Below are 8,560 nucleotides of genomic sequence, written 5' to 3'. Positions count from 1 at the left end.
CTTTTTATGCCTCCCGCCCCCCGTTTCTCCCCGGAAGAAGAGCGGGAAATCGTGCTCGATGCGGCCGTGGCCTGCATCGAAGAAAGCTCATTGCTGGGCTTTACCATCGGCGCTATCGCCAAGCGCGCTGGGCTGTCGGTGGGGTCGCTTTACAAACATGTACAGAGCAAGGAAGACCTGCTGGTGGCATTGGCCACCCGGCAGGCCCGCCATACCCGGCGGCTTTACGGTGAAATCCTCAGTGCCGGTCTGAGCGCGCCCCAGCGCATTATCAGCCTCAGTCTGCTCAATCCGGCCAAGACCCGGCTGTTCAGCTTTGATGAACACCTCAACACCCTGGTCTCGAGCGAGGCCATCCTGCAGCGCGCCTCGCAGGGCTGGCTGGCGCAAATGCGCGCGGCGGCCGAGAGCATTGATCTGATGTTTCGCGATTTTTTCCAGTCGGCGGCGGACAGCGGTGAGCTGGATGTGGCCAACGAGGAGGAATTGCACACCCTCAGTATGGGCTGCTGGTCCATGTGCGCCGGTTTTCAGCATATTGCCCTGATGCGCAATGTGCGCGGCAGCGAGCGCCAGGAACACCTGTTGGCCTACCCGCTTCAGGCCACGGATTACCCCATTGTCTGCACCCAGCGCCTGCTCAATACCTACCGCTGGCGTCACCCCCTCACCGCCGAGGCTATCGAGTCGGCCTGCGTCCACTTGGTCGCATTGGGTTACCGCTAGTGACCGCGATGCCTATTTTCTCAAGGAGTCTGTTATGAAATCCCCGGTCGCCAAACGCTGGCTGGTCACCGCCACTTCCCTGTCGGTGGTCATTGCGGCGCTCGCTGCCTTCAAGGTGCAGGAAATTCTCGGCGCCATTGCCTTTGCCCAGTCCTTTCCCGAGCCCGCTGAGAAAGTCGAGGTCTACGTGGTGGCAAGCGGCGACTATCAGGCCATGCAAACCGTGTACGCCGAGGTGACCGCGCCGCAGCGACTGACGCTGCGCAATGAGCTGGGCGGTGTAATCGTGAAGCTGGGTTTTGCCGCAGGCGATCGCGTCAGCGAAGGGCAGCTGCTGGTGCAGCAGGACGTGCGGGAAGAGCAGGCGCGGCTGCGTGCGCTGAAAGCCCGCGACGTGCTGGCCGCGCGTACCTTTGAGCGCAACAGCACCCTGTTCAGGGAAAAGCGCCTGAGTGAACAGGCGCTGGACGAAGCTCGCGCCGAGCTGGAATCGGTGCGCGCGGAAATTGCCCAGGTGACGGTGCAGATCGACAAGAAAACCCTGCGCGCCCCGTTTGCCGCCAAGGCGGGCATGCATCGCCTGGAGGTGGGGGAGTTGCTGACACCGCACACAGCGATCACCACCTTGGTGGGCGAAGGCGAAACTCGCTGGATCGACTTTGAGTTGCCACAGGCTGCCATGCAGCTCCAGGTGGGCGACCCGGTGGCGGTCATGGCAGAGCGCGAGCTGACGGCGCACATCATTGCGCGTGATGCACAGTTGTCAGAAAGCGCCCGCAGTCTGTGCTATCGCGCGGAACTCACCGCAGCGGATCACGGCTTGCTGCCCAACGCGGTGGTCAAGGTGCGGGTGCCGGCAAGTCGCCCGCAGGTGGTGGCGCTGATTCCGGATACGGCGCTGCGCGTGGACCAGCTCGGCAGCTTTGTCTATCTGCTGGAGCAGGGTGAGGACAATGTACTGCGCGCCCGTCGCCAGCAGGTGGAGGTGGCGAGTCGGCGTAACAATACCGTTGCCATTGCGGCAGGCGTGAGTGAAGGCGATCGCATTGCCGGCAAAGGCGCGTTCAAGTTGCGCGACAATATGAAAGTGTCAGTGGCCGAACCTGCGGCGGAGCCGCATTCATGATACCAGCCAACAAACCTTCGATAGTGGATGCCTTCGTCAAGCGACCGATTCTGGCGCTGGTGGTCTGCGTGGTGCTGGTGTTGGCTGGTCTGCGTGCCGCCCAAGGAATTGCGGTGCTGCAGTTTCCGCGCATCGAGAGTGCCACGCTGGTGATCTCTACGATCTATACCGGTGCCTCATCCGATGTGGTGCAGGGTTTCGTGACCGAACCCATCGAGCGGGTGGCCGCCACCATTCCCGGCGTAGATTATGTGGATTCCAATACCACCGCCGGGGTCAGTACGGTGCGGGTGTGGCTGCAGCTCAACCACAGCACCACAGCGGCGCTGGCTGAACTCTCTAGCCGTTTGAGTCAGATTCGGTTCGAGTTGCCCCAGGGCGCGGAAGATCCGTCGGTAGAAGTACAGCGCGCTGACCGGCCAGCGGCGCTGTTTTATCTGGATGTGGTGGCCGACAATATTCCCCGCGCCCAGGTCACCGATTACCTCAAGCGCGAAGTCAATCCGATGATTGCCGCCATCGACGGTGTGCAGCGGGTAGGGTTGGAGGGTGGTCGTGAGCCCGCGATGCGTATCTGGCTGGATCCGGCAAAGTTGCGAGCCTTTGATCTGAGTGCCAGTGATGTACTGGCAGCGCTACGCGGCAATAATGTTATTGCTACTGTTGGCCATACTGAAAATGCGTGGCAGCGGATAAACCTTCTCGCCAACACGACGCTGCAGACGACAGATGATTTTCGTCAGCTCGTCTTGCGTGAAGATCGAAGTGCGCTGCTGCGGCTCGGAGACGTTGCGCGGATTGAGCTGGCTGAAGAGGAGGGGGAGGTGAATGCCCGTTACAGTCAGCGCGACAATGTCTTTATTTCTGTTTGGCCTTTGCCAGGTGCCAATGAGATCGCAATTGGTGATGCTCTCTATCCGCTGCTGGACGACCTGAATCGCAACATGCCTGCGGGAATCCGGATTGAAGGGGGTTACGACGGCACCATCTATATGCGTGATGCTCTTCGTGAAATCTTCACGACGCTCTCGGAAACCATTTTACTGGTGGGCTTGGTGGTGCTTGCGCTGATGGGTTCATTTCGCACGGCTTTAGTACCGCTGCTTACGATCCCGATATCCATACTGGGTGCGATTGCCTGTATGGCAATGATGGGTTTTTCACTCAACCTGCTTACCACATTAGCGATCGTGCTATCTGTTGGTTTGGTAGTAGATGATGCGATTGTGGTGGTAGAGAATGTCGCGCGCCATATGCGAGAGGGTCTATCTCGCACTGAGGCGGCGTTGGTCAGTAGCCGGGAGTTGCTGACACCTATTATCACCATGACGCTCACTTTGGCGGCAGTCTACGCGCCGATAGGCTTTCTCTCTGGTCTGAGCGGGGTTCTCTTTAAGGAATTTGCCTTCACGCTGGCTATTGCAGTGCTGATCTCGGGTGTTGTCGCCATAACCCTGGCGCCTATCATGAGTGCCAAGGTTACACCTGAAGGTGGTCATGAGGGCCGCATTACCCATTGGGTGAATGAGCGCTTTGATCGCTTGCATTATCGCTACGCCAAAATCTTGGACCGGTTGTTTCTATGGCAGGGGCAGATATTGGTGATGGCGCTGATTTTTAGTCTGTTGGCAGTCCCGTTCATGTTGTTTTCCCAGAAAGAGCTGGCACCGATTGAAGACGAAGGCATGCTGAGCGTTGTTGTCGAGGCTCCACCAGAGGCTTCGCTGGATTATACCAGCCGCCAAATGCACGACGTGGTGGATGCACTGTTGACTCTGCCTGGCAGTACTCGCATGTGGCAGGTAGTGCGTTCCAGTGGGGGATTTGGTGGGTTGGAATTCAAACCATTCGTTGAGCGGGAGCACACGGTGCAGGACTTGCTGTTTCCTGCCTTCGATGCCTTGTCCGGTGTGGAGGGGGTAAAAGCTTTCCCGATTTTGCCGCCATCGTTGCCCAGTGCCGGCCAGTTTGATGTGGAAATGGTTATACAATCGCCCGACAGCTATCGGGCGATGAAAGCCTATGCCGATCAAATGGTTCAGGCGGCTTATGCCAGTGGTAACTTTATGTTTGCCGAAACAGACCTCAAAATTGACCTGACCCAGGTAAAACTCGATTTTGATCGCGATCGTATAGCAGACCTTGGTATGACCCTGGCTAGCGTAAACGACCAGATTGCGACGTTGCTTTCAGGCAACTACGCCAACCGTTTCGACGCCAACGGCCGGGCACACCGGGTTATACCGATGGTGCAGGATGCAGATCGCATTGACCCGGAGACCATGCTCGATCTGCTTCTGCAGACCCCTTCAGGTGAACTGGTCCCGGTATCTGCCATCGCTACGCTTAGCTACGACGTAGCACCGCGCGTGTTGGGAAAGTTTGATCAGAAACGCTCCTTTCGTCTGTTTGGTGGCATCACTCCAGGCTCGACTAAAGAGCAGGCACTGAGCGTGCTGGAGAAAGCGGCAGCTGATTTGCTCCCACCCCAGTACTCGGTGGATTACGCCGGTGAATCCCGTCAGATCCGTAAGGAAGGCAATACGCTTATCGCCGTGTTGGGAATAGCGCTTGTACTGGTTTATCTGATGTTGGCCGTGCAATTTAACAGTCTGCGCGATCCCTTGGTGGTTCTGTTGGGCTCTGTGCCGCTGGCAATATCGGGTGCGCTGCTTTTTCCGTTCTTAAGTTGGACAAGTATCAATATCTACTCACAGATCGGTTTTATAACGCTGGTAGGGCTTGTGGCGAAGAACGGTATTCTCATTGTGGAATTTGCGAATCAGGCGCAAAAGCAGGGGGCTCGCAAGCTGGAGGCCATTCGAATGGCTGCTGAAACGCGCCTGCGCCCCGTATTGATGACGACCGCCGCTACTGTTCTGGGGCACTTTCCCTTGGTGTTGGTTACCGGTGCAGGCGCCGAAGCGCGAAACAGCATAGGTATCATTTTGGTGGCGGGCATGCTGATTGGCACGTTCTTTACGTTGGTTGTGTTGCCATGTATGTATCTCTGGCTGGCGGAAGAACATGAGCCCGAAGGGTTGGATTCGCCTCTGAAAATAGCGCCGGGTTAGCCCAATAGTGTACGGAGCACGTTAAGCTAACGCTTTAGATAAGGAGTTTTTGTGATCCCCCAGAGATACGCGCCCTATGTGTTTGCGTTTCTTATGGCGCTTTTCATGTCAATGCTCATGTCATTGGTCATATCTATATTCAATGTTGGCTTGGTGTCTGATCTTCCTGCCATCTGGCTCAAAGCCTGGTTGTTTGCATTTGTCGTGGCTTTCCCGGTCACGCTGCTGGTAACGCCTCTTGTTAGGCGCCTAGTGTCTAGAATAACTAGCTAGCTATGTGGCATTTCCTCGCTTCGGATACTGCGGATTAGTGGGCTTCCTTCGGAATACCCTTATAGATCACGGATAATTTCTGTGAGATCGTCAACGATCAGACAAATACTCTTAACTGCTGCGGCGTGGATAACATTGCGTCGGACAGGTCTTCGGGCGGGACGCCCAGGGATGTCCGTACTATGGCTTCATCGTATTGTATTTCTAGTGATTTTGGCATGGCGGCTCTGGATCATCTCGATCAGGGAGTAACGGTCTTTGAGTATTTGCCGACGGGTGGAGTGCTGCGTTACGTGAACCCTGCGTACGCAAGATTGATCGAATACGATGTCGATGAGTTAATTGGTAAATCGTCTGCCTTTCTCGGGAAATTCTGTTTAAACCCCAATACACTTCTGGAATTGCAAGACACACTTCGCCGTGGGGAGCAAGCAACAGCCCGCCTACAGTTGCGCAGTCGCACTGGGAAAATTCTGTGGTTTGAGCTAACGGCAATACCGATTATTCAGTCTGGCAGGAATTTCGTGATGTTTATTCATCACGATATTACAGATATTGAATCCGACAAAGACACAATGCGCAAGCGCTGCGACATACTGGCGGAGCGTAACCAAGAGCTTGAAGAACTCTCTGTCCACGACCCGCTAACGGGTCTCTATAACCGACGTTTTTTTGATCCGGATTTTATTCGTCTGCACGGCTATCATAGTCGACGCAAATCAAATATTGCTATTGCGTTTATTGATGTGGATTACTTTAAAAACTTTAACGATGTCTATGGGCATGCGCAGGGTGATGTGGCTTTGAAAGCGGTGGCCCATTGTCTGGCGGAGCACTTTTCTCGCGTAGAGGATCTGTGCGTGCGTTGGGGTGGCGAAGAGTTTGTGGTGGTAACGGGAGATGAGAAAGACCCGGAGACAGTGCTGTCCTATTTCGAAAGCTTTCGGCACAAAGTTGAAGATTTGCGCATTGAGAATACGAAACCGCATCGCCCTCCGCTCGGGTTAACTGTCAGTATTGGTGTATATTTTGGGGTGCCGGGGGCGGATGCAGACCCCGCTGCTGTTCTGCGAGCGGCAGATGAAGCAATGTACCGTGCTAAAAAGCAGGGGCGGAACTGCACGGTCATGGAGCGGAGCATTAATCCTTTGTCGCTCGTGCAGAATGAGCATTGTTGGGAAGGAAAAGAAGATGGCGCATTGGCATCTGCTGCCAATGGCCATTCTACCGATGGTCGATGGCCTAATGGCTTAGAAGCTTAACCGAATACCGCTTTCGATATTTCTTCCTGCCTCGGGCGCATAGTTTTTCAGCAGTGAGGTATGGCTGCGGATTTCTTCGTCCAGTACGTTGCGCGCTTTTACAAACAAGGTCATTTCAACGTTGTTTAGCGTCAGGTGGTAGTCACCCGCTAGTTCTACCAAGGTATAGCCGTCGGTGGCACTTTCGCCGTCAGCGAATTTATCCTGCTCTCTTACTTGGCTTACCCGTACATGGGTAGACCACTTGCCGGCATGGTAGTGCAGCGCGGTGCCGTAGCGTTGTGCTGGTATGCGAGGTACGTAGCCGTTGCCTTCAGTAAAGCGCGCGCGTACATAATCGCTAAAAAGCTCCGCACTGAGGTTGCGGTGTACCAAGTTCAGCGGCAGGCCAACCTGAAACTCATAACCGGTAAACGCAGCGTTGCGCTGCTGAAAATTGGCCACCTGTACCTCATCAACTTCTACGCCGCTGTCCTGCAGGTAGGTATAGTTTTGAATTTCATTGTGATACAGGCTGAGCTCGGCCGTTACTGTGCCGAGGGTTTTGCGTAATCCAATTTCCAGATTGTGTGACAACTCCTTGTCCAGATCCGGATTGCCAACCTCAATGCGCGCCGTCGCGGCGTGTTCAACTGCGGTGTTCAAATCGCTTGTCTTGTTGCAGTTCTGGCTGTTGGAATACAGCTCTTCGACGGTAGGCGCGCGTTCGGAGCGGTTCAGTGCCAGCAGTGCGCTGCTATCGTCTCGAAAATCCCACAGTGCCGAGGCGCTCGCGGAAACGGTGTCATGCTCGCGCTTGCAGTCGCCGATATCAATGCGCTGCTGCTCTGCGCGCAGACCAAATTCGTAGGTCCAGCGGTTTATGCTGAGCTCCTCGACAAGAAAGAGTGCGCCACTGCTAATGTCTGCAGGAGGGATGAAAGCTTCCTCGCCTACAGCAGAAAATTCTCTATCCCCCAGTTGCAGACCTATGGCTCCTTGCCAATTTCCTACGGGCCGGTGGCGAACTACCAGTCGGCCTTCGCTGGCTTTGTTCTTGAACACGGTGCCCACTTCTGTTCCTTCCTCGGATTCCTCCAGTTCTCGATGTTGGTAATCGTTGTGGCTGAGACGAAAATCCAGTTCCTGAAGGAGTCCCTCGAGCTCGAGGCCGGCTTTGAGGTCGATGCGTTCTTGCTCCATATCGAGACGGATATCCGCTTCGCCATGGCCCTCATCGGAAGGCGTTGCTTCATGCTCCTCGTGAGCGCCGGGCGGCAAGCCGTAGTTGCTGTTGCTTTGATTGACGGACAGGCCAATAAAGCCCCGTTGCCCGATCCATGAGCCACCAGCGGTCCAGGCATCGGCACGTTTGTCACTGTTGCCGATATAGCCGCGTGTATTGTGATCCGGGACTTCCTCACCGGCTGCAGCGAGTGCTTTCGTGTCGATGGCGGAGCCGGCGATATCGAGGTTGTTGCTTTCCCGATAGAGTCCGTCTAAGTGCCACGCGAATTGGCCAACTCCGCCGTCGAAGCGGAATACACTGCTGTTCTGGTCGTTGGCGGTGGCATGGCGCGCTTCAACCGCGCCGCTCACGGCTTCCGGTAGTTTCTCAGGAATTCGGTTGTCCACAACATTGATAACGCCGCCAATTGCGCCGTTGCCATAGAGCAGAGTGGCGGGGCCGCGAATGATTTCGATGCGTTCGGCCAGCAGGGCTTCTGCGGCATAACTGTGATCAGGGCTGATATCGGCGGCATCCAGCGTGCCTACGCCGTCTTGTAGCACTCGCACTCGGTTGCCGCCCTGGCCACGGATAACTGGGTTGCCGACACCGCTGCCAAAGCTTGCACTGTGTACCCCAATTTCATTGCTGAGTGTTTCGCCCAGGCTGGCAGCAGCTTCCTGGCGCAGGGCTTCTCCGCTCAATACGGCAATCGGCAAGGCGGTGTCTGAGGCCGCTTTACCCAGTGGAGCCGATACCACAATTTCTTCAATGTGCTGATCAGCCGCCCATGCAGGCGACAGGACAAGGACTGGAATTACCCATGCTGGAAATACTTTCATAGTGTTCTCTCACACGTTGTTGCGCCACAGGGCGCGATTAACCGGTTATT

Annotated in this window: 6 protein-coding genes; 5 read left to right on the top strand and 1 reads right to left on the bottom strand. The window is 55.7% G+C overall.

The window, feature by feature from the left end:
- The 5 genes from ABYP39_RS15295 to ABYP39_RS15275 form a co-directional block, all read left to right on the top strand.
- On the top strand, positions 1-726 hold a 726-nt coding region (locus ABYP39_RS15295), incomplete at its 5' end, for a TetR/AcrR family transcriptional regulator (RefSeq protein ID WP_372783402.1).
- A gap of 34 nt (positions 727-760) precedes the next feature.
- Positions 761-1,852, top strand: coding sequence for an efflux RND transporter periplasmic adaptor subunit (locus ABYP39_RS15290; protein WP_372749045.1), 1,092 nt, complete (start codon positions 761-763; stop codon positions 1,850-1,852).
- The gene (locus ABYP39_RS15285; protein WP_372749044.1) at positions 1,849-4,926 is read left to right on the top strand and encodes an efflux RND transporter permease subunit; all 3,078 of its coding nucleotides are present in this window, start codon (positions 1,849-1,851) and stop codon (positions 4,924-4,926) included. Before ABYP39_RS15290 ends, ABYP39_RS15285 begins: the two co-directional genes overlap by 4 nt.
- A 93-nt stretch (positions 4,927-5,019) precedes the next feature.
- Positions 5,020-5,199 carry a DUF2798 domain-containing protein gene (locus ABYP39_RS15280; protein WP_372749048.1) on the top strand — a complete coding sequence of 60 codons (180 nt, stop codon included), beginning with the start codon at positions 5,020-5,022 and terminating at the stop codon, positions 5,197-5,199.
- Positions 5,200-5,381: 182 nt separating this feature from the next.
- Complete coding sequence (locus tag ABYP39_RS15275; protein ID WP_372783400.1) at positions 5,382-6,461, top strand: diguanylate cyclase; 1,080 nt, start codon at positions 5,382-5,384, stop codon at positions 6,459-6,461.
- Here the strand turns inward: ABYP39_RS15275 and ABYP39_RS15270 are convergent.
- Positions 6,450-8,510, bottom strand: coding sequence for a TonB-dependent receptor (locus ABYP39_RS15270; RefSeq protein ID WP_372783398.1), 2,061 nt, complete (start codon positions 8,508-8,510; stop codon positions 6,450-6,452). The genes ABYP39_RS15275 and ABYP39_RS15270 overlap by 12 nt on opposite strands.
- Positions 8,511-8,560: the final 50 nt, after the last annotated feature.

This window comes from Litorivivens sp., from assembly GCF_041625495.1.
Classification (GTDB): Bacteria; Pseudomonadota; Gammaproteobacteria; order Pseudomonadales; family Spongiibacteraceae; genus Litorivivens.
This window is presented reverse-complemented; position numbering and strand designations above follow the sequence as displayed.

Bases quoted from the DNA above. Each gene is read 5' to 3' on its own strand.
- ABYP39_RS15290 (WP_372749045.1), top strand. From the start codon at position 761: ATGAAATCCCCGGTCGCCAAACGCTGGCTGGTCACCGCCACTTCCCTG.
- ABYP39_RS15275 (WP_372783400.1), top strand. From the start codon at position 5,382: ATGGCTTCATCGTATTGTATTTCTAGTGATTTTGGCATGGCGGCTCTG.
- ABYP39_RS15270 (WP_372783398.1), bottom strand. From the start codon at position 8,510: ATGAAAGTATTTCCAGCATGGGTAATTCCAGTCCTTGTCCTGTCGCCT.
- ABYP39_RS15280 (WP_372749048.1), top strand. From the start codon at position 5,020: ATGGCGCTTTTCATGTCAATGCTCATGTCATTGGTCATATCTATATTC.
- ABYP39_RS15285 (WP_372749044.1), top strand. From the start codon at position 1,849: ATGATACCAGCCAACAAACCTTCGATAGTGGATGCCTTCGTCAAGCGA.